The organism is Paenibacillus sp. 1001270B_150601_E10, assembly GCF_015558675.1.
In the GTDB taxonomy this organism is placed as follows: Bacteria; Bacillota; Bacilli; order Paenibacillales; family Paenibacillaceae; genus Paenibacillus_B.
Map to the genome: position 1 here is coordinate 17,574 of NZ_JADMOL010000009.1, position 24,176 is coordinate 41,749.

The 24,176-nt window shown below is 46.9% G+C and carries 25 protein-coding genes and 1 other annotated feature; of the genes, 12 read left to right on the forward strand and 13 right to left on the reverse strand.

The window, feature by feature from the left end; translation table 11 throughout:
• Window positions 1-42: 42 nt before the first annotated feature.
• The 3 genes from lspA to I2H74_RS18460 form a co-directional block, all read right to left on the reverse strand.
• Window positions 43-546 (reverse strand): signal peptidase II, encoded by a 504-nt coding sequence (gene lspA / locus I2H74_RS18450; RefSeq protein WP_195575716.1) that lies wholly within the window; start codon window positions 544-546, stop codon window positions 43-45.
• Window positions 543-899: a winged helix-turn-helix transcriptional regulator gene (locus I2H74_RS18455; protein WP_195575717.1), complete on the reverse strand. Its 357-nt coding sequence runs from the start codon at window positions 897-899 to the stop codon at window positions 543-545. The genes lspA and I2H74_RS18455 overlap by 4 nt, the downstream gene beginning before the upstream one ends.
• A 277-nt stretch (window positions 900-1,176) precedes the next feature.
• Entirely contained in the window at window positions 1,177-2,118 is a 942-nt protein-coding gene (locus I2H74_RS18460) for a DMT family transporter (protein WP_195575718.1), read from the reverse strand.
• Between the two features lie 191 nt (window positions 2,119-2,309).
• Between I2H74_RS18460 and yunB the strand changes: the two genes are divergently transcribed.
• A complete protein-coding gene (gene yunB / locus I2H74_RS18465) occupies window positions 2,310-3,437 on the forward strand; it encodes a sporulation protein YunB (protein ID WP_195575719.1) in 1,128 nt (375 codons plus the stop codon).
• A 60-nt stretch (window positions 3,438-3,497) separates the two neighbouring features.
• On the opposite strand, the gene I2H74_RS18470 is transcribed toward yunB, so the two are convergent.
• Window positions 3,498-4,544: a M23 family metallopeptidase gene (locus I2H74_RS18470; RefSeq protein ID WP_420707466.1), complete on the reverse strand. Its 1,047-nt coding sequence runs from the start codon at window positions 4,542-4,544 to the stop codon at window positions 3,498-3,500.
• Between the two features lie 403 nt (window positions 4,545-4,947).
• On the opposite strand from I2H74_RS18470, the gene lipA reads away from it, so the two are divergent.
• The 3 genes from lipA (at window position 4,948) to I2H74_RS18485 (ending at window position 7,769) form a co-directional block, all read left to right on the forward strand.
• Window positions 4,948-5,832 (forward strand): lipoyl synthase, encoded by an 885-nt coding sequence (lipA, locus tag I2H74_RS18475; RefSeq protein ID WP_195575721.1) that lies wholly within the window; start codon window positions 4,948-4,950, stop codon window positions 5,830-5,832.
• An 86-nt stretch (window positions 5,833-5,918) separates the two neighbouring features.
• The gene (locus tag I2H74_RS18480) at window positions 5,919-6,701 is read left to right on the forward strand and encodes a YutD family protein (protein WP_195575722.1); all 783 of its coding nucleotides are present in this window, start codon (window positions 5,919-5,921) and stop codon (window positions 6,699-6,701) included.
• Between the two features lie 351 nt (window positions 6,702-7,052).
• Window positions 7,053-7,769, forward strand: a complete 717-nt coding sequence (locus tag I2H74_RS18485; protein WP_229106832.1) for a CAP domain-containing protein — start codon at window positions 7,053-7,055, stop codon at window positions 7,767-7,769.
• Between the two features lie 123 nt (window positions 7,770-7,892).
• On the opposite strand, the gene I2H74_RS18490 is transcribed toward I2H74_RS18485, so the two are convergent.
• Both I2H74_RS18490 and ylbJ read right to left on the reverse strand, forming a co-directional pair.
• On the reverse strand, window positions 7,893-8,714 hold the full coding sequence (locus tag I2H74_RS18490; protein WP_195575723.1) for an NAD kinase: 822 nt from the start codon (window positions 8,712-8,714) through the stop codon (window positions 7,893-7,895).
• 78 nt (window positions 8,715-8,792) lie between these two features.
• Entirely contained in the window at window positions 8,793-10,025 is a 1,233-nt protein-coding gene (ylbJ, locus tag I2H74_RS18495; protein ID WP_195575724.1) for a sporulation integral membrane protein YlbJ, read from the reverse strand.
• 484 nt (window positions 10,026-10,509) lie between these two features.
• Here ylbJ and I2H74_RS18500 point away from each other — a divergent pair, with 484 nt between their 5' ends.
• Window positions 10,510-10,896 carry a globin gene (locus tag I2H74_RS18500; RefSeq protein WP_195575725.1) on the forward strand — a complete coding sequence of 129 codons (387 nt, stop codon included), beginning with the start codon at window positions 10,510-10,512 and terminating at the stop codon, window positions 10,894-10,896.
• An 80-nt stretch (window positions 10,897-10,976) separates the two neighbouring features.
• Window positions 10,977-11,699: a DUF2225 domain-containing protein gene (locus tag I2H74_RS18505; protein ID WP_195575726.1), complete on the forward strand. Its 723-nt coding sequence runs from the start codon at window positions 10,977-10,979 to the stop codon at window positions 11,697-11,699.
• Between the two features lie 54 nt (window positions 11,700-11,753).
• On the opposite strand, the gene I2H74_RS18510 is transcribed toward I2H74_RS18505, so the two are convergent.
• The gene (locus I2H74_RS18510) at window positions 11,754-11,990 is read right to left on the reverse strand and encodes a hypothetical protein (protein WP_195575727.1); all 237 of its coding nucleotides are present in this window, start codon (window positions 11,988-11,990) and stop codon (window positions 11,754-11,756) included.
• Complete coding sequence (locus tag I2H74_RS18515) at window positions 11,987-12,199, reverse strand: YycC family protein (RefSeq protein WP_195575728.1); 213 nt, start codon at window positions 12,197-12,199, stop codon at window positions 11,987-11,989. Before I2H74_RS18515 ends, I2H74_RS18510 begins: the two co-directional genes overlap by 4 nt.
• Before the next feature lie 153 nt (window positions 12,200-12,352).
• Here I2H74_RS18515 and I2H74_RS18520 point away from each other — a divergent pair, with 153 nt between their 5' ends.
• Window positions 12,353-14,128 carry a M3 family oligoendopeptidase gene (locus tag I2H74_RS18520; protein WP_229106841.1) on the forward strand — a complete coding sequence of 592 codons (1,776 nt, stop codon included), beginning with the start codon at window positions 12,353-12,355 and terminating at the stop codon, window positions 14,126-14,128.
• A gap of 276 nt (window positions 14,129-14,404) precedes the next feature.
• Here the strand turns inward: I2H74_RS18520 and I2H74_RS18525 are convergent, their stop codons facing one another.
• Entirely contained in the window at window positions 14,405-16,618 is a 2,214-nt protein-coding gene (locus I2H74_RS18525; RefSeq protein ID WP_195575730.1) for a GH92 family glycosyl hydrolase, read from the reverse strand.
• 190 nt (window positions 16,619-16,808) lie between these two features.
• Between I2H74_RS18525 and I2H74_RS18530 the strand changes: the two genes are divergently transcribed.
• On the forward strand, window positions 16,809-17,702 hold the full coding sequence (locus I2H74_RS18530) for an AraC family transcriptional regulator (RefSeq protein ID WP_195575731.1): 894 nt from the start codon (window positions 16,809-16,811) through the stop codon (window positions 17,700-17,702).
• 67 nt (window positions 17,703-17,769) lie between these two features.
• On the opposite strand, the gene I2H74_RS18535 is transcribed toward I2H74_RS18530, so the two are convergent.
• From I2H74_RS18535 to I2H74_RS18545, 3 genes are all read right to left on the reverse strand, one after another.
• Window positions 17,770-19,026, reverse strand: a complete 1,257-nt coding sequence (locus tag I2H74_RS18535) for a methyl-accepting chemotaxis protein (protein WP_229106833.1) — start codon at window positions 19,024-19,026, stop codon at window positions 17,770-17,772.
• Between the two features lie 203 nt (window positions 19,027-19,229).
• A complete protein-coding gene (locus I2H74_RS18540; RefSeq protein WP_195575732.1) occupies window positions 19,230-19,454 on the reverse strand; it encodes an alpha/beta-type small acid-soluble spore protein in 225 nt (74 codons plus the stop codon).
• 211 nt (window positions 19,455-19,665) lie between these two features.
• Window positions 19,666-20,631, reverse strand: a complete 966-nt coding sequence (locus I2H74_RS18545; protein ID WP_195575733.1) for an aldose 1-epimerase — start codon at window positions 20,629-20,631, stop codon at window positions 19,666-19,668.
• A gap of 353 nt (window positions 20,632-20,984) precedes the next feature.
• Here I2H74_RS18545 and I2H74_RS18550 point away from each other — a divergent pair, with 353 nt between their 5' ends.
• Together I2H74_RS18550 and trpS are read left to right on the forward strand one after the other, a co-directional pair.
• On the forward strand, window positions 20,985-21,410 hold the full coding sequence (locus I2H74_RS18550; protein ID WP_195575734.1) for a DUF2871 domain-containing protein: 426 nt from the start codon (window positions 20,985-20,987) through the stop codon (window positions 21,408-21,410).
• 94 nt (window positions 21,411-21,504) lie between these two features.
• Window positions 21,505-21,821 (forward strand) — a binding site (T-box leader).
• Between the two features lie 92 nt (window positions 21,822-21,913).
• Window positions 21,914-22,900, forward strand: coding sequence for a tryptophan--tRNA ligase (gene trpS, locus I2H74_RS18555; protein ID WP_195575735.1), 987 nt, complete (start codon window positions 21,914-21,916; stop codon window positions 22,898-22,900).
• A gap of 99 nt (window positions 22,901-22,999) precedes the next feature.
• Here the strand turns inward: trpS and I2H74_RS18560 are convergent, their stop codons facing one another.
• Window positions 23,000-23,197 carry a DUF5325 family protein gene (locus tag I2H74_RS18560; RefSeq protein ID WP_195575736.1) on the reverse strand — a complete coding sequence of 66 codons (198 nt, stop codon included), beginning with the start codon at window positions 23,195-23,197 and terminating at the stop codon, window positions 23,000-23,002.
• Between the two features lie 133 nt (window positions 23,198-23,330).
• Here I2H74_RS18560 and I2H74_RS18565 point away from each other — a divergent pair, with 133 nt between their 5' ends.
• On the forward strand, window positions 23,331-23,552 hold the full coding sequence (locus I2H74_RS18565; RefSeq protein ID WP_195575737.1) for an alpha/beta-type small acid-soluble spore protein: 222 nt from the start codon (window positions 23,331-23,333) through the stop codon (window positions 23,550-23,552).
• 324 nt (window positions 23,553-23,876) lie between these two features.
• A complete protein-coding gene (locus tag I2H74_RS18570; RefSeq protein WP_195575738.1) occupies window positions 23,877-24,158 on the forward strand; it encodes a hypothetical protein in 282 nt (93 codons plus the stop codon).
• Window positions 24,159-24,176 lie beyond the last annotated feature (18 nt).

Genomic DNA, 24,176 nt, shown 5'->3' on the forward strand with positions numbered 1-24,176 from the left:
TGGAGAAAAATAAAGCCCGCATTCTTAAGCTTGAAATAAGTCTTAAGAATCGGACTTTATGGATGCAACGGCTTCTGCTGCAGCAGATGTTTCACGCTTTTTCCGTAACCGGTCTATAAAGATAAGATCAATAAAGATGAGCAATACGCCAGCATTAATGGCATAATCCGCGAGATTGAGGATGCCGTTACGGGAGGTAAAGGATACAAAGTCAGTCACCTTATTAAAGAGTACCCGATCAATGGCATTGCCAAGACCTCCGCCAACAAGCAGACTGGCTCCCAGCTCTCCAATTCCTTTGCACAGCAGGCCTTGCTTGCGATAATAGTGCACAACGCCAATCACGATTAGGGCTGCAGGTACAAATAAACGGCCGTAGCCCTCCAATAAGCCGAAGGCAACCCCGCTGTTCTCATATCGGGTAAAGGATAGGACGTTGTCCCAGATGACAATAGAGTCGCCAACCTCCAAATGAGATCGGATCCAAATCTTTGCACCCTGATCCATGAATAATATCGCTAAGACATACAACCAGAACCGTTTCATGTGTTCAAGTCCTCTGCTGCTTTAGTGTCTTGTGGAAGCTGAATCCACTTCGTTGCCCAGGATGCGATATCATCGAATAAGGGAGACAAGGCTCGTCCCTTCTCGGTAAGCGAATATTCGATGCGGACAGGCGTTTCTGGATAAACATCACGGCGAATCAAGCCTTCATGCTCCAGCTCTTTCAGACGATCGGAAAGCACCTTTGAGCTAAGATTAGGAAGGGACTGCTCAATATGGGCAAACCGCTGCGGACCTGTCATCAGCTGATAGATGATGAGGGCGGCCCATCGCTTGCTTAATAGTTCAATCGCTTTCTCAAAACGCGGACATAGTGCAGGGATATCATTTTTCATGTCGCTCATCCTTTCGTTTGAGATCAATGATTTAAGTGGCTATAAGATGACCATTTAATCATTTAATATATAAAATATACTAGGTTACGAAACGTAAGTCAATGCTTGCAGGAAAATTGTGGATGACCCTTATACTATTTCATCTAGAAATAAAGCCTCCAACTCACAATGACTGTGAAGGGAGGCTTTACCATTCAAATAAATCTTCCTATTCCCGTATATCATGTATTAACCATTATCCAATTAAATCTGAACAAATAATAAATGTTAACCGCGTTCATCGAGAGGAATGAACGGACTTCGACGTATGAACAGGCTTTCTCTTACCCAAAAGGTTTGTTCCCAGAACCCCTGCAATGATCATGAGCGCTCCAATGACGTGATAGCTGTACAGCGGCTCACCGAGAAAGATGACTCCAGCAGAAATGGTAATGATCGTGCCAAGATTGCCAAAGACGCTCATCTTATATGCTTCAAGCTTAGACAAGGCATAGTTGGATAAAAAGGCGGTTACAAGCGATGATAATATGCCGAGATAACTAATCGACAGCAAGAATGCAGGCTGCTTCAAAGGAGCAAAGAATGCAGGCAGCGTACCGTTCATCAGGTGTGGAATGAGTGCCGCCACATTAAACACAACAAATCCGATTGCGAGCATCATGCAGGTCAAGTCGATTGGCTTATATTTCTTGGCAAGCGGGCGTGCAAGGACGTTATAGCCTGCCAATGATAGGACGGACAAAAGTAATAAGAACAATCCTGTCAGGTGATCGAACTGGATAGCTGCTCCCTGCATGATCAGAATGAATACGACGCCGCCGACCGACAACAGAATGGAGAGCTTTTGACCCGTGTTGGTCTTCTCTTTTAAAAAGATGGAAGCTAAAAACACAGTGAAAATCGGTACAAGCGCCATCAAAATACCGCCCTCTGATGAGGTTGCATGCAGAAGACCGAAGCTCTGAAAGCCAAAAAACAAGGCTGGGTACAGAAGGCCAAGCGGCATAATTCTTAGTAGGTGCCGCCATGAGATCTCAAGCTTGATGACTCGGAATAGAGCCAACACAAGCACAGCAATAATGGAGAAGGTGAAGCGATGGGCTAGGGTGTCAAGCGGACTTGCATCCGATAGCGCGAGCTTCAAAAACAGAAAGGAAAGCCCAACGATTAGCGCATTGAAGACAGCAGCGGTATAGGCTTTGCTGAGGTCTTTATTCATTTTATGATCAATCCTCCACATCCACATTAGAAAATAATGACTATGATCTTATTTACATTTTAACATAGCGGTTTAATAAATCATTCCGTTTTTCTTACTCATTTGGTAAGGCAAGCTTCTCGAATGGTACAACCCTCTCTCTGCATACATATTAAGGTACAGGCTAGCATGGATGAATGGGAGGGGTGTATATGCGATGGGGAAGCCGCTATTCGTTAAAAAGGCTGCTTCAAGACATAAATGGACCGAAACGAACGAGAAAATGGGGGCGTCCAGCGCTAAACTGGCCATCTGTGAACCGCTCCATTGTCCCCAAGCGGACAAGATGGCATTCTTCTTCGACTACATCGAATCGAGGCATGAAATCCGTACCTTACGGAAAAGCAAGCCAAGATAAAGCTGCAAAGCCAAACTCAATGGCAGGGTGGAAGTCTCCCCCCTCCAAACCGAAGCGAAGACGTCGAGCGTGGTTCATTGCGTTTATCATTTTCGTTCTCTTATCTGTCCAAATGTTCATCTATGTTGATCAAAATTTAAAAGGTCCCCTGATGCATCTTGCTAAGATCCGCGTTAAACAGGTCGCGACGCAGGCGATCAATCATGCCATTAGCAGTCAGGTGATGCAGGGGCGGGAGCTTGATAAGCTGATTGAATGGAAGACGGATAATCAAGGCAAGGTCACGAGCTTTATTCTAAATTATAACGAGCATATGCGGATTACGTCCGAAACAACAGCCATCGTTCAGCAGACGCTGCTGGATACGGAGCAGTTTGATGATCATATTCCATTAGGACAGGCGCTCGGAAGTGCCATAATCGCATCTTTCGGTCCACGTATACCTGTAAAGATGGAACCGCAAGGAGCGGTTAAGGTAGAGCTGAACACCAGACCGCGCGAAGTAGGCATTAATATGGTGCTCGTCGAAGTGTTTGTAAAGGTTGTGGAAGAAGTGGCGATAGTCATTCCTTTTGATATGGAGCCAGAGGTTATTGAAACCGAAATTCCGATCTCTTATCTACTTGTTGTCGGTGATGTACCGATGTATTACTATGACGGCAGCGGAAAGCCTGTCGGAGACAACCGTGATCAAGCGCCTTCACTCGCACTGCCACCGCTTCCTACAGACCAAACGGCTTCGCAAGGGGGGCAGGCAGGAGCAGGCTCCAGTGGTATTAGCAGCGGCGAAGGAAATGGGGTCTCCACTAATAACACGGGTTCATCAACCCATTCGCTTCCAACGGGCACAGATGGCTCTCTGAACCTAAAGGGAGAAACCATTACTGTCCCTCCATTAGAGCCGTCTGGTGCAGCAGAATAGCAAAAAGACGCTTCCATAAGCCATATGTACGGCACTTGGAGGCGTCTCTTCTTCTTTTGTTTATTGCTTTTTTTTCTGCTTAAGCTTGCGGTAGTCGCTATTTTCCCAACTCTTCAAGTTAGGATAAGGGTCAAAGGCGTACTCGATCAGCCCTTTGTCACGATAGATGCCGTAGTGAAGATGAGGCGGGAACTTGCCTTGAGTACCTGGTTTGCCATAACCGGAACTTCCGACCCATCCAATGACTTGTCCTGGGCTGACGATGTCTCCCTGTTTGACATTTTTGTCATAGCCAGACAGGTGAGCGTAATAATGATACAGATTATTAATGTCTCGAATCCCTATGCGCCACCCACCATAACGATTCCAGCCTTTTATCTCGACGACGCCATAACAGGTGCTCCGAACAGGGACCCCATGTGGAGCAAAGATATCGGTTCCTTCGTGAATGCGGAAGCCTCCATAATGTCGTCCCATTCCCCATGTACTTCGATACGCATAATTTGTTTTTAGAGGAAGCGGGAACGTATAATCGGACAACTGCAGTCGGTCAAAATGCTCATATAAACGAGCAAATTGCTGAATCCGCTGAACCGCACGGCTATTTTCGTAATATTTCCAAAGTCCTATGGCAAAATCATCATTGCGGAGCCCAGATGAACCAATGACAGATGCGATGCTAAACAGAAGATCCATGTCATTGTCACGGCTTGCAACTCCATCCCCGGAACCATCCTTGCCTACACCATGGAACCATTGAATGGATTTGGGATTAGAATCCTCATGATCCGGATTCATCATCCCTGCCCACTTGATGGGATCTACATAAATACTGATAACAGGAGCTGTTTGTTCACGAGACTTGCTATTTGCTTTGGTCAGCGTTCGCTCATATTGATCTATAGCAGCTAAACGGTACCATGGAATGCCGGTTAATGCACTAAAGCGTTCGTATAAGCTACGTCGCTGCTCAAAAGAATCAGATTGCTTCGAACTTGCTTGATTTCCTGAGCCAGAAGACTTTGAATCAGCTTGAGGCGATGCTTCTGCTACCGATTGCAGTCCGATGTTCCATGATAGCAAGCATACCGAGATGAGTATGGATATGCGCAGCACTACAGTACCTCCTTACCTTGTCCGACTGCTTTGTATAATTAGGATGTACGGATCTTCTGTTATTATCCAATCTTATATTGTGATAAGGGAATAAATTGATTGGAAATATAAAGTATGCTAAGCTTGGAAAGGTTCGTTATGATAACAACCAATTCAGACAATATCTAACAAAAGGCCGTTGTTTTTGGTGGCTGTTTGTTAAACTGTAGTATAGCAGTAGGTGGATGTCGGATGACTGTTATAGTGCAGTTACTCGTAGATTGATACAAGAAAAGTCTTCTCATTACAACATTTCAGTCATTCTGTACCCATTATGGGGTTTCATTGTTTAGGTGATTGTGACATAATATTCTCTGAACGAGTTCACAAGTGACATAGAAGAGAGGGTTGCTCCATGAAAAAACAAGGGCAGAAAAAGCCGGATTGGATTCGTATTAAGCTTACGACTGGAGAAAACTATACAGAGATCAAAGATATGATGCGTTCGAAGACGCTCCACACCGTATGTGAAGAGGCGCGTTGTCCGAACATTTATGAGTGCTGGGCAAACCGCACAGCTACATTCATGATTCTCGGTGACATTTGTACTCGTGCTTGCCGATTCTGCGCGGTAAATACAGGAATGCCAACAGAGCTTGATCTTCAAGAGCCAGAACGTGTTGCCGAAGCCGCTGAGCGTATGGGACTTCGTCACTGTGTCATCACGTCTGTTGCTCGTGATGATTTGAAGGATGGCGGTGCAGGCGTCTTTGCTGCAACGATTCAAGCCGTTCGCAAGCGGTTGCCTTTCTGTTCAGTAGAAGTATTGATCCCTGACTTTATGGGAAGTGAAGAAGCCCTTAAAATTGTTATGGACGCAAAGCCTGATATATTGAATCACAATGTAGAAACGGTTGAACGCCTATCCGACCGGGTCCGTGCAAAAGCGAAATATGATCGTACGTTGGAGCTTCTTCGCCGTGCGAAGGGGATGCAGCCTAAGATTCCTACCAAGTCAAGCATTATGCTTGGCGTAGGCGAGGAATGGGATGAGATTCTTAAGACGATGGATGATCTTCGTGCGAATGACGTGGACATTTTGACTATCGGACAGTATTTACAGCCTACACCGAAGCATCTCGTTGTAGAAAAATATTATACGCCTGAAGAATTTGCAGTTTTGAAAGAAGAAGGATTGAAGCGCGGCTTCAGCCATGTGGAATCGGGTCCACTCGTAAGAAGCTCTTACCATGCGCATGAGCAGGTGCAATCCGCTCAGAAAAATCTTATTCAGGCATAAACTTCATTCGATTCCTGTAATGATCCTTATTGCTTGAGCTTGCATCTTGATATACGATAAAACTATGAGAGGAGGGACGGCTTCGTATGATCTTTATTGGTGGAAAGACCTATGAGCTCGTGCAGGAGCATCGAACGGCTTGGAATCCTGAGGTCTTCCGGGATCGTTATAGTGAGGTATTGGATCGTTATGATTATATTGTCGGAGATTGGGGCTATAATCAGCTGCGATTAAAAGGTTTTTTTAAGGATAATCATCCAAAATCAACAAAGGACAGCTCTGTTTCCAGCATTATGGACTATATAAATGAGTATTGTAATTTTGGATGCGCCTATTTTATTTTGGAAAAGGTTCCAAATAAAGGCGGTCGACTGCCTCAGGATGGGGACATTGACCTTACGGGTGAAGTAAATTCTTCTCTCGATATAGCTGAATATAATGAAACAGCCGCCGCTGTGCAGGAAGGGATCTCCCTTCAGCCGAAGCGCGCACAGGCGAGGCATGAGCAGGAAGGCGCTGATGGGTCAACAGCAGCTAGAGCGGAGGAAACGGCCTCTCGCCAGGAACGCAAGGAGCGTGCTGATCAGCAGCCTAGACGCGATCGTCAAGATCGGAAGAAGTTCAATAAAGCATCGGACAAGCAGTCTCGACTCGAGCAGGATGCGAGCAAGGAACAGCAAGGAGAACGCAAGGATCGTTCCAATCGAGGGGAGCGCCAAGAGCGCAGCAAGCCAAACCGCAATCGCAATCGATACCACAAGTCTAAGGGGCCTAAGCCTCAAGAATCAGGCGAATCGCGTGCGGAACAAGCGAAGCAGGCTCCTAATAAGCGTGGTGCGGAGCGTTCGATGGAGAAGGTTCATTCCTAATGATCAATTAAAGGATGTCTGTCAGTTAAGCGGCAGATGTCCTTTTTTTATTGGTGAAAATGGAAAAAGTTGAATGCCGTATTCGTAGAGAATTGTGCTGAAAGGCGGATGAATGAGGGATTTGATTCGATGTGGGGATTGTTGGGTGTATAGGAATATATCTAATATTGAAGTAAGGAAGTGCTACTATTTACATAATATTTGAAATGATATGGCAAGCGGTCCATGTTACGATCAACCCGTAGTCAAATTACCGTCTTATGGCTCTGCAGAGCGGAATCAGTGATTATACGTACTCGCAGTGTTGAGCGTATATGGATTCTATAATGACGGAAAAAGGAGAGATGTTTGTTGAAGAAGCAATCATTGATGACTTTGGTTGTTGCGACCGCGTTGGTTGTATCGCCTTTCGTATCCAGCAGTGCACAAGCTGCAGATGATCAATCCCGATCACAGGCACCCGTTAATTGCATAGGTAATTATTCCTCGTTATTCTCGGATTCCTTTTGGAAGCAATGGTTTAACGTTGACCTTAAGATTTCCGATAACGGTGGACAAGACCAGCAGGTGACAACGCCTCAGGTGCCTGAGCAAGAGGTTGAAGTAACGAAGCCTCAAGTACCGGAGCAAGAAGTCGAAGTGACAACACCACAAACACCTCAACAAGAGGTAGAGACGACTCCAGCCGTGACGACAGAGCAAGCTGACTTTGCCAATCGTGTGGTTGAGCTTGTGAATCAAGAGCGTGCTAAAGGTGGACTGGCTCCCCTCCAAATGGATGAGCAGCTCTCTAAAGTTGCGATGATCAAGGCAAAGGATATGTATGATAATCAATACTTTGATCATCAGTCTCCAACCTTGGGTTCTCCATTTGATCTGATGCGTTCCCAAGGCGTGACATACAGCTACGCTGGAGAGAATATTGCAAAAGGTCAAACATCGCCAGAGCAAGTGATGCGTGATTGGATGAACAGTGAGGGTCATCGTCAAAACATTATGAACCCGAACTACAAGTCCATTGGCGTAGCTTTCTATAACAATGAATGGGTTCAGGAATTCACTGGCTAAAGTTAGGATGATGCTAGGCTTGACCTAGTCATCATATAGAATGATCAAAAAATCCCCTGCTGCTGCAGTTATGACTGCGAGCACAGGGGATTTGCTGTTGAATAGGCAATAGGCCATTATGATCTATTTTCTTTCTACGTCATAGCCAAGGAAGGCTTCGCGTACGCGATTCCAAAACGGGAATGGACGGTAGCGTACAAAGGACACCGTTTCATCGGCTACGCAGCAGCGTACGGCATGCAGATTCTCGATCGGAATGTTCACATGGTCGATCGTCAGCAGCAGCCGCTGCTTTTTACGAGAATAAATGTCAAAGTGATGATGCTTAGGAAGTACGATTGGTGAGCCTAAAGTACGGAAAACCCGGTTGTTGATGGAGGCAATCTCGGCAAGCTGAATGGCAGCTATTGTTGGATGAATCATAGCGCCTCCCAAACTCTTATTGTAGGCTGTGCTTCCTGATGGTGTGGAGATACAAATTCCGTCACCCCGGAACATTTCAAACAGCTCATCGTTAATGTCAATTTGAGCGACGATCGTCGTATCTATGCTCTTGATTGTAAATTCGTTAAGCGCAATATGTTTCTCTTCAACCCCATTTTCATAAGTAATGGTGAGTTCGATCAGGGGGTAGTTGACTCTGCGTGGATTGGCTATCTCATCATGCTGTTGGCTCATCTCATGAACAAGGTCCTCAATCTCATCTGCCTTCCAATCCGCGTAAAAACCTAAATGACCAGTATGAATGCCGACAAAGCCGATGGAATCAAGTTGGTTCTTGTATTGATGAAAGGCCTGCAGCATTGTGCCATCACCGCCGATCGAAACGACGATGTCTGGTGTTTCATGGTTTAAAACGAGCCCGCGTTCTGCTGCTAGCTGATGCAATTGGGTTGTAAGCTTGCGTGAGAGTTCATCTCCCCGATCTAACACTGCGTACTTCAAGATGGCTTCTCCTTTATGGATGGATTCATATCCATCTTAATCGTTCCTAGCATGGAAAACAATCACGATCTCTGATCATTATCGTCGAATCATGCGAATGATAAACGATAGAAGCAGCAGGATGATACAGATTCCTACCATCGTAAGCAGGCTTTGTGATGCGGATATTCCTATCATGCCCCAGCCTGATCCTGATGAAGCTTGCAGGGACACTGGGGTGATAAGGGTCGGCAATTGCGTGCTCTTTGGTGCAAGCCACGGATATAGGTAATAAGCAAGAACAGCAGCTATTATGCTGTGGATGAAGCGGGCGAAGAAAAAGGGACGATACCTGAGGTCCGTCTGATTCAAAATGCTAGCGATCTGAGCATGGACAGACAATCCGGCCCATGATAATACCCAAGCTGCGGCGACTGCTTGCATATGAAGTCCTGCGTTAGTGGCGGAACCTGCGGCCTGTGAGCCAATAGTAACCTCAAAGAGCCCGCCTGAGAACGCCTCAGCTAACGAAGGCGAGAGCTTCAGCCATCCGAGCGCGGCGGCAAGCAGGACGTTCCACCCTTCCATGACATGTGTGACGGTGAGCATCTCCATGAAGACCGAAAAGAAGACGACGAGTCCGCCTACGACAATCATTAATTTCAAGGAGGATTGCACGGCATCTCGAAGCAGTGTTCCTAACGGACGTCCATCCTGGATTCTGGCCTGGTGCATCGCATGAAAGGCATGGCGCAGCATGTTCCATATCGAACCCCTGATCCTCGAATCCTCAGCAGGAAGGGGAGTGGCAGGGGCTTGTCTGTCATGAAAACGCATAAAAAGCCCGAGCAGCAGTCCTGAGCCGTAATGTGCTGCAGCAAGGGTCAGTGCAATGCCTGCATTTCCGAAAAATCCGACCGATACCGCTCCGATTAGGAAAATAGGGTCTGAGCTTGTGGTGAATGACACCAGCCGTTCGCCTTCGGCCCGGGTGATGAGCTTCTGTTCCCGGAGCTGGCTTGTAAGCTTGGCGCCGACAGGATAGCCAGAAGCATAGCCCATCGCGACAACGAATCCCCCAACACCTGGAACACGAAAGAGCGGTCTCATAATCGGATCTAGAAGGCTCCCAATAAAGTGCACGATGCCGAAGCCGAGTAGCGCTTCGGAAATGATAAAGAAAGGGAGCAAAGAGGGGAAGAGTACATCCCACCAGATTGCGATACCGCGAATAGATGCCTGAAGTGCCTCAGAGGGATACAGCATGAGAAGCACGATGAACAACAATGCGAAAGCGACGACAAACAGCATCGGAAGTCTTGAGCGTTTCATTGTGTGGTTACACCTTCTCTCTGTTCAGTTCAACATCACAAGTGGGTCCATAATCATCGTATGAAGCGGGAAGGGAGAACATGTCCCGAATTTGGCCTAAGAGAGCGGGCTTGGAAGCTAATATATGTCGTTGTGCGTCGAAATGTTACGCTTGTGTAACAAAGCTCTGTAATCAAAACGTAAAGTAAGCGATTGCATCAAATGATAGGATTTAGCCAATCCTTATGATAAAATTCTATATAAAGAGATAAACGTTGTAACTGTAACTAGGGGTGATACGGATGAGTATTATTGCTGGCATCCTTGTTTGTGCTTTCGTTTATGTCATTCGAGAGTCATTAATGGGTCCACCGGAAGAATGGGAATCGTAATTCCAATATAATGAGTCGTGGTGCTGAGCGTTCAGCACCTTTTTTGTTGTGAATGGCGAGTCATCCTCGATATAATAGAAGGGTACGACTACAATGAACTAGGAGCATGCCCTATGGAACGATATCATAAGACTTTGTATGAGGTGCTTGGCGGCGAGGCGGCCATCCGTCGGATCGTTGAAGCGTTTTATCCTAAAGTTCAAGCGCATCCGCTGCTTGGACCGTTGTTTCCGGAGAATATCTTTCCGGTGATGGAAAAGCAATATATGTTCTTGACGCAGTTCTTCGGCGGGCCAATGCTCTATTCCGACGAATATGGCCATCCGATGATGCGAGCAAGGCATATGCCGTTTGAAATTACACCAGAGCGTGCCGAAGCTTGGCTGTCGTGTATGCGAGACGCCCTAACGGAAGTTGGCGTACCTGAGGATCTACGGTCTGTTGTCATCGACCGATTGTCTGGACCGGCGCATCATTTTGTGAATACGCCATCATCCTGACGTTCAGATCAACGTTTGTATACAGACATCTTTGGCCTTACACCGTGACTATTGATCTGATCGAAGGGAGATTCATCAACATGGAAGTTGAGCCGTTATACCAACTGACAGCGACATGCCCTGCCTGTCAGCATGAGTTTAGAACATCTCGGATTCGTCCCAAATTCAAGGAAGTATCCCATATGGACAGTGATTTTTGTCCGCACTATGTCAAAGAGGATTTGAATCCAGACTATTACGTTGTGCAAGTATGCAATCAATGCGGCTGCGCATCAACCGAGCATGCGAAGAAGACATGGTCTGAACAGGACCTTGCCATGTTCAAGGAACAGGTATCTGCTCATTTTCAGCCTCGTGATTATGGTGGCGAACGAACGATTGGACAAGCGATTGAGACGTACAAGCTAGCGCTTCTTACGGCTCAGTCCATTCGGGAGAGCAAGAGGGTTATAGCAGGTCTCCTTCATCATATTGCGTGGTTATATCGATATCAGGGTACACGGGAGCATGAGGAACGCTACCTTCGCTTTGCCCTTGATGCCTATCAAGAGGTTTATGAAAAGGATTCTGGCGAAGTCAATGATGCCCGGCTCATCTATATGATGGGTGAGCTTCATCGTCGATTAGGAGAGTTCAATGAGGCTGCTATGCACTTCTCTAGACTAATCCATGACAAGCGCATTATGGATGCAGCGATGATCCGCGCGGCAAGAGAACAATGGGCAGAGATGAGAGAACAGATGCAGCAGCTGAAGCTTGCTGTTCCTGAAGGCCTTTTTGAAGAGAAGAAATTTAAGATATAACGGATTAAGAAGCCCCTGCCTTGGAAGAAGGTCAGGGGCTTCGCTTATTGCGATTTATTTTGTGCGAACAGGAGTGTCGGCAAGCAAATAATCGGAATCGCAGTCCACGATCGTGAGTCGATGATTGCAGCAAGGAAACACAAGGAGACGCTTCTTCCCGTCATGAATGAGCGGCAGCTCCTTGGGCTTAATCGGCAGGCGTACATGATGTGTTCCGCAGAATGGGCAATCCTCTACATAGAGATCTCCCATCATCTCGTCATAGGGAATTGTATTCTCAATCGGAATCATGCTTCACCATCCGTAGCTTCTGTCTTAGCAGGCTGCTCGGACTTTGAAGCAGCTGTATCTGCTGCTTCATCAGCGCTGCCTTGCTTCGCAAGCTCTGCAAGCTTGGCTAATAAAATATGCTGCGGCATATGCATAAGATGCTCAACGGGTACGCCTAGTGCTTGGGACAATTTCACAGCGGTATCCGCAGAAATCTGTAGTGGTTTCATATTAAAGTATTTAACCTCCTGTTAATTAATCCTTTTTATCGGTATAATTTAGTTATACACGCTGCGTACCGAAATGACAAATAAGTTGCAGCTGCTATGATCCATACATACCATGAATCGGAAAGGGTGTTAGATGTGAACAAACCGCTTCAAATGACTTGGGATTTGGAAAGCATTTTCCCTGGCGGATCGGCGTCAGAAGCATTGAAGTCTTCATTGGCTGATGTCGAACAACAGATTAACGAGATGAATGAGACACTAATTGGCCTGTCCGGTGATAGGGGTAATCTGGATATCCAATCTTTCGCACAGTTCATTGTAGAGCTCCAAGAGGTAACGAAGCGCCTTCGTGAAGCGAGAGCCTACATCGGATGCCTGACCGCTCAAAATACGAAGGACAAAGCAGCCGTACAGCTTAGCGGCAAGAGCCGTGCGATCAGCTCGACATTCTCTGCGATGAGCACACGCGTAGACGAAGTGCTGGGCAAGCTCAATGCTGAACAATGGGATGCATTGCTTCAGCATGAGGACATGGCTAAAGTTGCGTTCAATCTCAACGAGCGTCGTGAATGGGCTCGCGAGAAGCTGTCTCCTGAACAAGAAGCGCTGGTTGCAGCATTATCCGCCGACGGGTATCACGGATGGGGCGATCTATACAACACAACCGTGTCGCATGTTCGCGTTCCATATGAAGAAAATGGTCAGGTACAAGAGCTATCCGCAGGACAAGCACATAATAAGCTGTCTCACCCTGATCGCGAAGTGCGCGAAACGATGTTCGAACGCTGGGAAGCAGCATGGACGGATAAGGAAGATTTCTGCAGCGAGGCGCTCAATCATCTTGGAGGCTTCCGCTTGAAGCTGTATGAACAGCGCGGATGGGATCATATTTTGAAAGAGCCGCTTAAGATCAACCGCATGTCCCAACAAACGCTTGATACGATGTGGGGCACAATTGTAGAAAATAAACCGAAGTTTGTGGAATACCTGAATCGCAAGGCAAAGCTGCTTGGTGTGCCTAAGCTGTCCTGGTGCGATGTTGAAGCGCCGCTTGGCAGCCAGCAGACAACGATTTCTTACGATGATGGAGCTGCTGCGATCGTGGAGCAATTCCGCAAGTTCAGCGAGAGAATGGCTGACTTCGCCGTTCGTGCCTTCGACAATCGCTGGATCGAGGCCGAGGATCGTCCTGGCAAGCGTCCAGGAGGCTTCTGCACATCATTCCCAGTAAGCGAGCAAACTCGCATTTTCATGACATATGCAGGTACGCCTTCCAACGTATCTACGCTTGCCCATGAGCTTGGTCACGGATACCATCAGCGTGTTATGGATGGACTTCCAGCATTCGCACAAGGCTATGCAATGAATGTAGCGGAGACCGCATCCACTTTCGCAGAGATGATCGTATCCGATTCTGCTGTGAAGGAAGCGACTAATGAGGAAGAGAAGCTTGCCTTGCTAGAAGACAAGATATCAAGATCCATTGCGTTCTACATGAACATCCATGCGCGCTTCTTGTTCGAAAACCGTTTCTATGAAGCACGTAAGCAGGGCCTCGTGTCGCCAGAGCAGCTAAACAAGCTGATGGTAGAGGCGCAGGAGGAAGCGTATTGCGGAGCATTGTCTTCGTACCATCCGCACTTCTGGGCATCGAAGCTGCATTTCTATATTACGGATACGCCGTTCTACAACTTCCCGTACACATTCGGCTATCTATTCAGCACAGGCATTTATGCACGTGCACAAGAAGAGGGCGCAACCTTCGCTGACCGCTATGACGCGCTGCTTCGCGATACAGCAAGCATGACGGTTGAAGAGCTTGCGATGAAGCATCTTGGAGAAGATCTCACGAAGCCGGACTTCTGGCAGCGTGCGATTGATGTAACGGTGAAAGATGTCGAGTTGTTCTTGGAAATGACGGAGAAGTAATCCAGCGCGGGACAGCTGGTATAATGGAACTATTCAAATAAGAGCGCTAATTCGCTCTTTCAGCAAAAAAAGGCCGCTGGCATGCTTGTGTGAAACGAAGCAGGCTGGCGGCCTTTTTTGAACTTATTGCGTATGAAGTTATGTTTCGCTCGAAGCGAACTAGCAAGCATGTTTCCTGTGTTAATGAACGATCCATAACCAAGTGATGCTGTTTAGGATCGAGTATCGCTTCGAGATTGACTATTTTTTATATCAAGAACTGAATCAAATCCTCGCTTATGCTCTAGACATCGCGTACGGAAGATCCTCTTCGCTGTAGTTGATTTGTTGCGGCGCATCTGTCAGTTTGAATTGAAGCGTTGCACCTTCGGTAAGCTCTTCATGTGTAACATACAGCTTGCTCATCGCAGCATTATTATACTCGATGCTGGACACATAGGTCGAAGCTTCGCTCTCGCGGCTTGCTTCGATGACAATATCCTTGCCGTTCTCAAGGTGAAGCGTCATGCGCTTGAACAATGGAGAACCAACGACATATTGCGGCACACCCGGGCTAAGCGGATACAAGCCCATTGCACCGAACACATACCAAGCAGCTAGGCTGCCATTGTCCTCGTCTCCAGGGAAGCCGTTCGGATTCGAACTGAACAGCTCATCCATCGTTTTGCGCACCCAATATTGTGTAAGCGCAGGGTATCCCAAAGCCGTATAAATGTAAGGGATGTGGAAGCTCGGCTGGTTGCTGATTGCAAATTGGCCGAAGTCAACTAGCGCCATCTCGGACATTTCGTGAATTTCGAAGCCATAGGAGCCGACCTTGAATACTGGAGGCTCAGCGAACAAGGCATCTAGACGTTCTTTGAAGCCTTCACGGCCGCCCATAAGGTCAGCGAGGCCGAGGAAGTCATGCTGAACAGCCCAGCTGCTTTGCCATGGTCCGCCTTCACAGTAAGCGCCGCCCCATTCATGCTGGTCGAATGGAGACAGCCAGCTTCCGTCGGTCAGCACGCCACGCATAAAGCCGATGCTTGGATCATAGAGCGTTTTATAGTTTTTCGCGCGCTCCATCAGCAGGTTGTAATCTTCTTCGCGTCCAAGATGCTTCGCGATCTGTGCGATACAAAAATCGCCATAGATGTAATCGAGCGCATTACATACGCTCTCATGCGTATAGAGATCCGCCGGCAAGTAGCCATATTTCAAGTAATCCGCAGTTCCCTTGCGGCCGTAATGCGGATCGTCCGCTGGCGTAGTTGCATGCTTGAATAGCCCCTCATAAGCGGCTTCCAGCTCAAAATTCGTAATCCCCTTCACAACAGCATCAGCGAAGGTAACGTCAATCAAGGTGCCTGGCATCATGCTGCGTTCGCCAGGAGACATCCACTTCGGCATCCACCCTGTTTCTTTATAGGCATTGACGAAGCCTTGAAGGAATTCGTTCATGCGGCTTGGGAAGAGCAGGTTATACAGCGGGAACGATGTGCGATACGTATCCCAGAAGCCGATGTCAGCAAACAACGGGCCTTCCTCAATCTTGCCGTTATAAGGGCTATAGTGAATTTGCTTGTTTTGCTCGTCATACTCATGGATGGCATGTGGGAACAAGGAAGTACGGTACAAGCACGTATAGAAGGTAGCGAGCTGTTCTTGGTTGTCGCTTTCCACTTCAATCGTGCCGAGTTGTTTCTCCCATGCCTCGGTTGCAAGTGCGCGAACCTCATCGAAGGAGCGCTCGCCAATCTCGCGATTCAAGTTGGTCCAAGCTTGCTCTTCACTGATAAAAGAGGTCGCGATGTTAACATGCACAATACCGTTCTCAGGAAGTTTCAGCCCAACATATCCACCAATCTGCTCTCCAGTGTGGGATAAGCTGTTAATAGGTTTCATATGGTGATCGGACAATCCGCTTTCCTCAGCGATCAGGTCGCAATCGAAGGTAAGGATGAAGTGCATGCGGTAGTTCTCTTGAACGCCACCGGCGTGGGCCTTTGTCCAGCCTACAAGAGTACGCTGTTCTGGATTAATGGTCACAGAGGACTCTCTTGGGAATGCGGACAAGATAAAGCGTGCAGGGCCTGCTGCCTTATCAAAAGTAACGCGCATGCTGGCACCGCGTGTTGTTGGTGTAAGCTCGAGCGTGCTCATGTAACGTCTCATATATACGTTGAAGTAATCAGGAGCAACCGTTATATCCTGCTTGCGGAAGGACGTGGAACGATCATGTGCAGACAGCTTCAATGGACCTGTTTGTGGAAGCATCGTAAGATGACCATAATCACCGATCCATGGACTTGGCTGATGCGTGAGACGAACGCCTTCGAAGCGGGTATGGCTTGGATGGAACCACCAGCCGCCGCCTGACTCATTGCTTTGCGGAGCAAAAGATGCCATTGCAAAAGGAAGGGCGACAAGCGGCAAGGAATTGCCGTGAGAGCGCTGGTATACCGATTCCGTTCCCTGCAGCGGATTGACATATTTCAATAATGACATGAGGATTCTCTCCTTTTAGATGGCCTTAATAATCATGTTGTTTAGCATGATTGGGATATCATGTACTTATTCTTCATTGTAGAGGGATTGCGATTGTTCGACCTATCATCATTTTATAAAATCTCTCAGATTTAATGATACAATAGCATCAAAGACCATGCTTTACGCCTACCTGGAAAGAGGGATGAAGATGTTTCCAAACAATCTGCACGGGGATGATGAAATATACGGGGATTTCCCGTTTACATTGAAGATTCATCAGCTGCCCTCGTCTGTGCCTGCACATGTGCATCATTTTATTGAATATACGTATGCGTTTCACGGGAGAGGCACCGAGCTTGTGAATGGCGTTGCTCGCGAGCTTGTACCTGGGACCTTTACATTACTATTCCCTCATCAGGTTCATGAGATTAGAGTTGAGCCTGGCGAGGAGCTCCACCTTTATGTAGGAGCGATAGGTCTAAAAGGATTCTTTGGACCTGACGACTCGCTTTACTCCCTTCATCGACTTCTTAAAGATGCGGAGAATGATTCAATATCCACGTATAAGCTGGATGAGGCAGCTTCTTGTGACATCATAAAGCTGCTTCAGGAGATGCACCAAGAGGTGTTGGAGGAGGAGCCATGGCATCGAATGATGTTTGTGGCAAAGCTCATTCAGCTGTTTATCGTGTTTGACCGCTACCGGAAGCGGACGTTGGAGAGTCCAGCGGACAAGCGCATGATCCAAGGCCGAGGAGGCATGTGGCAGGTCATTCAGTATGTGTACCAGAACTTCAAGGAGGATATATCCCTTGAATCGCTGGCGCAGCAGTTTAATTACAGCCCTTCTTATGTAAGTTCGGCCTTTAAGCAGATGATCGGAGAGAATTTTATTTCTTTTCTGGAAAGGATACGAATTGCACATGCAGCGAATTTGCTGATTGGGACTGATATGAAAATTACGGACATTGCCTTTGAGGCGGGGTTTAAGTCCTACTCGACCTTTGCCCGCGTATTTCAGGAGCATATGAAAATGTCTCCGACGGCATATCGCAAACATGAGGGGATCGATACACAGGAAGGTACAAATGGAGCACAATAACAAGCTAGCCCGCCATCGCTGTGTCCAAGCAATGGCGGGCTTATGTCGTCGTATGTCATGGTGAAGACTATAATTTGAAAACTTGAATGGTGCGCTGAAGCTGCAGCACCTTCTGTTGGAGCTCTTCGGTAGATTCCAGCATGCTTTGAACCGAGTGAATCTGCTCGTTCATCGAAGCAGATACTTCTTCCGTTCCCGCAGCCGATTCCTCCGTAATGGCAGAGATGTTCTCTATAGAGCCTGAGATGTTGCGTGCATGCTCAAGCATGAGATCGCTTTCTTTTGCAAAGTTCGCAATTTGTTCGGTAATGAACTTGACGCTCCCTACAATGTCTCTAAAGATGCGTTCGGTCTCTTGAATCATCGTCGTTTGCGTGTAAACGACATCTTCATTTTTTTTGATATGAACGAGGGCTTGCTGAATTCCTTGTTCAATACCTTTAACCAGAGTAAACACTTCTCTTGTCAGAGAGGAGGACTCTTCTGCAAGCTTGCGAACTTCTTGCGCAACAACTGCAAAGCCTAGCCCGTGCTCGCCAGCTCGTGCGGCTTCAATCGAGGCATTCAGGGAAAGCAGGTTCGTTTGCTCTGCAATCTCGGAAATGCTGCTAGTAATCTTGGAAATGCCGTTCGCTTGCCGGGCAAGTTCGCTTATTGTCTCTGCAACCTGCTCTGTCGCCTCGACGTTGCGCTTCATCCCCTCGGTCTGCGTATCGATTGCCTGCCGTCCCTTGTTAACGAGTGCAAGCGTCTGATTGCCGCGTTCGTTCATCTCCTTCGTAGAGTGAGCATAGCTCGCAACACGCTCCTCAATCTCCTTCATCGATTCCGTCATGCCTGCGATATCCTCGGAGATCTCTGAGGAACCAATGGCAAGCTCATTGGAAGATGCCGCGACCTGTTCCATGACAAGCTTCATGTTCTGATTTTTCAAGTACATGTCACGTCCTGAATCCGATACATGCTTAGAGAGGTCCGTCGTCTGCTGCAGAATCTGACGCAGCTGATCCAGCATGCGATTGAACGTCTGTCCCAGATCGCCAACGACATCGTCGGCATTTACTTGGAGCTTCTGAGAGAAGTCGCCTTTCGCTACCTGCATCGCTGAATAAGAGATTTCTTTGATCGGAGCGCTAAGGGAACGATCAATCATATTCAGAATGGGATAACTAGCAGCAAGCAGGACGACGATCGCGATCAACCCAACAAGAAGATTTGCATCGAACAGGAGAAGAACGAGCATACAGAGGGAGAATAGTCCCAGAATACTGTAGCAACCCAATAATAGCTTTTGTCTAAAGCTTAGTGCTGATAACCTATTCAAGTTGACCGCCCCTTCACCAATAGTATCCAAAACTAGGCTTATTATAGCATTGGGTGAATCAAGCAGTCTATGAAAATGTACCCAATCGGGATGAATGATGACGAATTCGATCGAATAGAGGGAGAACACGTAAAAAGAGCTCTCAACATGACGTTGAAAGCTCGAAAAATCGTTAAGTATATGGGGTGTAGGCATAAAATGAATTAACGAACGGAGCGACCAGCAAGCTGCTGTTCAGCGATTTGAACAAGACGCTTCGTCATATAACCCCCGATGGAGCCAGTATCACGAGTCGTATAGTTGCCATAGTAACCATCTTGCGGAATGGGAATGCCCAATTCATTTGCTACCTCCAACTTCATTTGTTGAAGAGCGGCTGTAGCTTGAGGAACAACCAGGTTGTTCGTACGGCTTTGATTAACTGCCATGTGGATCACCTCCTTGTGAATGTTATTATGAGGAATCAGCACATTTATATTCAGATGTTCAATTCAGCCATAAATGTAAATAATGCCAAATCGCATGGGGCGACTTGGCATTATAAAGGCGATGAATTCAGCGATTGGATTCGCGAATACGATCATGATTTCAATGGTGAAAGCTATCCATGTTTTAAGCTCATTAAGGCTAATTTAATGCTTACGGATTTACAATATCCAGATCAAGGACAAGCTCTACAGGCTGGTTCGGCTCAAGTTCAATCAGGCCGGTCGTTTCTTGATCAAAAGGCAGGTTAGGCGCATCTGGCAGCCATGTATAGGGTTCGATGCAGATAATCTCGTCTGCTTCTCCGCGAGTATACAATACCCAGTGCTTGAAGAATGGCTGATTGCCTGCGTAGCGGATCTGGTATCCATCATCGCGTGTCAGCCAAGCTTCCGGCTTATGCTCGCCAATGCTGAATACGGTATCGAAATCCGTACCCTTCAGATTCATGCCTTGATTAAGCGCATCGAGTTCGCCGAGCGGCTCTGTACGTCCTGTCATAATAAGCTCCTCATCAAGCTCATAGATGCCTGTTACAGGAACCTTGAGCGACCAGCGCTGCGGCTCGCCATCAATCAAGAGCCAGGTATGGGTTCCGAATCCAAATGGAGCAGGCTTTTCGCCTACATTTTTAATCGACAGCTTCTGCGTGAGCTTCCCATGGGACAACTCCAGCGTCATGGAGAGCTCAAGCGGCGTAGGGTACTGGCGGCTCCAGTTCTCATCTTGTGCTGTGCTCAGTGTGCAAGTTACACTGCAGCGGTCTTCTTGTGCTTCTTCACTAGCAACGGTCCATGCTTGAAGGCGATGCAGACCGTGAATATGGTTATCATTGGCTGTGTTTTGATCAAATTGATAGTCGACTCCAGCGTAGCTGAATTTACCGCGGCGGATGCGTCCTGGCGGCATCAGCATCGGAATCCCGAAGTGATAAGGCTTTGTCATGTAGTAATCGAGGTCACTTTCAGCAGGAGTACGCAGAACTTCGCGCTCCGCTACTTTGTCCCATAAACGAATGACATTGCAGCCTAGGCCTGGCAGCAAGGTTGCTTCCAGCGTCTCGCTATGTAGAATCAGGGTTTCATAACCATTCCATTGCCCTCTTGTAATCTGATGCATGGTATCTTCTCCTCGCAATCCTTATCTTGATCTCTTCATCCATCTTGTGCAGCTAATGCTGACTTTATTAAGCGTATCATAACTGATTGGGGTTGGAAAAGTTAACTTCTCACAAGAAATAACTTAAATGAACACAAGTCTTGTGGCGGAGCATTATTAAGTGAAAAGGAGTGTGGATGTCACGCAAAAGGGGATATCATCGAACGTAAGTAGTCATAAGTTTCACCTTGTGTGAAATGGATCATCCATCTTGAGTCGAGAGGTATGACATGATAGGAAAAGAAGGAGTGCTGGAAAGCTCTGCATGGCATCGCTGCACCATACACTTTTACCTTGGAAAAGGAGGAATCTCATTGAAACGGCTGTTGCATACAAGCATGTTTTATACGATTATTGGGCTTATCGGCGGCGTGTTTTATCGCGAATACACGAAAATGATGGACTTCGAAGGTTCAACACAGCTTGGTCTCGTACATACCCACTTTTTAATGCTTGGGATGTTTATGTTCTTTATCATCCTATTGATGGAGAAGCAATTTCAGATAATGAGGCATAAATGGTTCAATGCTTTTTACATCTGCTATAATATCGGCCTGTTGATCACAGGTGGAATGCTGACTACACATGGCATTATGACTGTCCAAGGCAAGACGACGGGACCAGCCATTTCGGGCATCGCGGGACTTGGGCATATTTTTCTTGGAATAGGCATTGCTATTTTGTTTGTCATCTTATATAAATCCATCTCTGGCTCCAAAAACGAGCCGCAGCGCTCATGAATTGGCAATATCATCCGGTATTTGTTGACAAATGATATGAAAATGGTTATTCTATTGGATAACTTAACGGTGAGCTGACAAGCTTCACCTTCGGATTAAATCCATGATGAGGAAGAGTACGCTGTTCATAGCAGTTACAGAGAGCCGATGGCTGGTGGGAATCGGTGCTGCAGTATCGCGGAATGGACCTCGGAGTGCTGGGAGGAACTATCTTTGCAGTGAGGATCGCATGATCTCTTGATTGCATTGATGATAATGCCCGGCCGCTGACTCAGCGTTATAGAGAAGAGGCATATGCAGTGTAGCTTGTTAACTGTTTGTCTGCAGGAAAGGTACAAGTGCAGGGAGCAGTTAAAGTGAATTGGATGGCATATGCGAATTAGGGTGGTACCACGGTCTTTCGTCCCTTTCCAGGGATGGAAGGCCTTTTTTATTTGGACATTTCGCATTCATTTACTTATAGGCATTCAGCCTCCATAACATGTATAAGGAGTGTTTATCACATGAAACGCGTATTATCTGGTATTCAGCCAAGCGGACAGCTAACCATGGGAAACTATATCGGAGCCATGAAAAACTTTGTGGCGCTTCAAGAAGATCATGAGTGCTTCTTCATGGTCGTGGATCTCCATGCGATTACGGTACCACAGGAGCCTGCAGCCCTTCGAGAGCAGAGCGAGCAGGTAGCGGCTCTCTACATTGCCGCAGGTATCGACCCTTCAAAGGCAGCAATCTTCCTGCAGTCGCATGTGCCGCAGCATGCGGAGCTCGGATGGATGCTGACGACGCTTACCAATATGGGTGAGCTTGAGCGGATGACACAGTTTAAAGACAAAGCAGCAGGCAAAGAATCGGTAGGTGCGGGATTGTTTGTCTACCCATCCTTGATGGCAGCAGATATTCTGCTTTACAATGCCGATCTTGTACCAGTGGGCGAAGATCAGAAGCAGCATCTGGAGCTTACGCGGGATATCGCAGGCCGATTCAATCATCGCTTTGGCGACTTCTTCAGAGTGCCTGAGCCATATATCCCTGAGGTTGGCGCACGCGTGATGTCTTTAGATGACGCTTCGAAGAAAATGAGCAAGAGCAATCCAAATCCAGGAAGCTTTATTGCTTTGCTGGATGACCCGGCCGTTATCAAGAAGAAGATTAGCCGTGCGAAAACAGATTCTGAGGCGCTTGTGAAGTATGATCCAGTCAATAAACCTGAGATCAGCAATTTGCTGGGCATCTACTCGCATGTTGCCAATATGTCGATTCAAGAGATCGAGGCTAAATATGAAGGTCAGATGTATGGGCCATTCAAAAAGGAATTGGCTGAGGCTGTCGCATCCATGATAGAGCCGCTTCAGGCTCGCTATCATGAAGTTCGCAAATCCGGCGAGCTATATGATGTTCTTCGCTCCGGTGCTGAACGCGCTCAGGAAGTGGCCGAGAAGACGATGGATGAAGTGAAGAAGCGCATGGGGTTCGTGCTTCCACGATAGAGAGCAGTGTATTGTATAAATAAATCGAGCAGAGCGAAAGCTTTTCCTTTATAATAGGGGCTTTTGTTCTGCTCTTTTTTGTATCAGATTTTATAGCACTTAGGAAGAAGGGGTGGCGGCTTGATTCTCTTCTGCTCTGCGAAGACGTGCTTTTACGATAAAGCCTGCTCCCATATTGAAGATGGACAATACGGCAAACAGAATCGCCAGCCAAGCCGAATAGCTCATCGATATTGCTGTAGCCATCATAAGGACTACGGAAGAGCAAGCAAACCATAACGACAGACCTTTACTCACGGGAATCTCTCCTTTTTCATATGAAGTACAAAAATGATGATTGGTTCGTGAATAACAATCCACTTCAAGGATAAAATAAGCTTGCAAGCTTGCAACTACTCATAGCACCAGCTTGAAAGGAGATTTTATCATCATGGCAAACAATCAATCTCGTACAAACAACTTGGTCGTTCCTCAAGCTACTGCAGCTCTGCAACAAATGAAATATGAAATTGCAAACGAATTGGGTATTCCAATTCCTCAAGATGGATACTACGGTAACTACACTTCCCGTGACACGGGTTCCATCGGTGGTTACATGACAAAACGTTTGGTGCAACAAGCACAACAAACATTGTCTGGCTACAACCGCTAATCTAGGGTTGCGTCAAGTAATCCATACTTGAAGTTATTACAAGAGGTATTCAAAGGTCGTCCCAAGCGCGCGGGGCGGCCTTTTGCTGTGTGTTCGGAAAAATTTGTCATCGCTTGACGAAGAATATCTTGGGAACTTGCCATGTTCCCTGTATAATTACACTGTACCATGGTTTCCAAGTTTCGGAAAGAATGTACATATGGATGGGTGACACTTCACAAGAATATCCATCCGTACCCTAAAATAACCATCAAGCAACCACCAAAAATGTGGGTAATAAAGAGAAATGACTTAGAAGTCTAAGGTTGAGGAAAGGATGTAGGCATGAGTCGAATTATTTTTGTTGAATACCGGATTGACCCTTCAAGAAGAGAGGAGTATTTGCAATTGGTTCAGGCCAAGCTTGCTTCATACTCCAACGTTGTATTATATGAAGGAACAGATCAGCCCAATGTGTTCGTTGAGCAGTATATGAACACGACAGAGGAACAATATCTGGAGATGAAGCGCATTCGTCATTCAGAGGAAAGTGATTGGGATTTGATCACAGACTGTATTCCAGGTGGACGAGCCAAGCTGCATATATGGGAATTTAAATCAAGATAAGCACTTCATGGATGCAAT